Annotated in this window: 1 protein-coding gene; it reads left to right on the top strand. The window is 49.7% G+C overall.

Annotated elements, in window-relative coordinates; genetic code table 11:
* The first annotated feature begins 148 nt into the window (after positions 1-148).
* On the top strand, positions 149-517 hold the full coding sequence (locus tag ACFSW5_RS26135; protein ID WP_379280511.1) for a phBC6A51 family helix-turn-helix protein: 369 nt from the start codon (positions 149-151) through the stop codon (positions 515-517).
* The last annotated feature ends 147 nt before the right edge of the window (positions 518-664 follow it).

Here is a 664-nt window from a genome sequence, read left to right as displayed (position 1 = left end):
GGTCGGCGCCTTGAATGATATTCTTAAACAATACGCTGACGTTGAGGTTGACGTAAAGTTAAACTATTGGGTCCACCGTTACCGGAAATGCGGAGACGCTCAGCCGCTATACGGAGCCGTTTGCGGTACGGATACGTTTCTTTAATACATGCGGAGTGCTGGCGCTTGGTTGCGCTGGTGCTCCGTTTTTCCTATTTCCGGAGGTGAAACGATGAAAAAGCGGATTAAACGCGGCCGACCTCGCGGCTTGCCAGCGCTGGACGAGCGCCACTATCGCGCGATCGATTTATTATCCGATTTACGTCGCGGAGGTCGAACGTTAGACGATATCGCAGAGGAGCTCGGAGTCGACCGGCGAACCCTATACCGCCGGCGTCAACGGAAAGACTTTGCGCGATTATTAGAGCGTGAGGTTAGACGTAAGGTGAGAGAACGGGTTCCTCGTACGCAGGCAGGATACGATCATCATAACGCTAAGACAGCGGAATATTTATTGCGTATTAACGATATGCTGTAGCCCGTGTAACCTTGCGGAATCCGAAACGCATGCACACGGATAGTAAGTCGTTCTTAACCGTAAGGATTACGAATTTTACGTGAGGTTTACGGAGAAAATGCGTTATTTCACTACGTTATTTTTACGTCCTAAATCTGCGCTTTTTGC

Origin of the sequence: Paenibacillus thailandensis (genome assembly GCF_042685365.1) — a bacterium.
Classification (GTDB): domain Bacteria; phylum Bacillota; class Bacilli; order Paenibacillales; family Paenibacillaceae; genus Paenibacillus_AP; species Paenibacillus_AP thailandensis.
This window is presented reverse-complemented; position numbering and strand designations above follow the sequence as displayed.

What these genes read in the sequence shown, in the direction of transcription:
- ACFSW5_RS26135 (WP_379280511.1), top strand. Translation starts at nt 149, where the DNA reads ATGCGGAGTGCTGGCGCTTGGTTGCGCTGGTGCTCCGTTTTTCCTATT.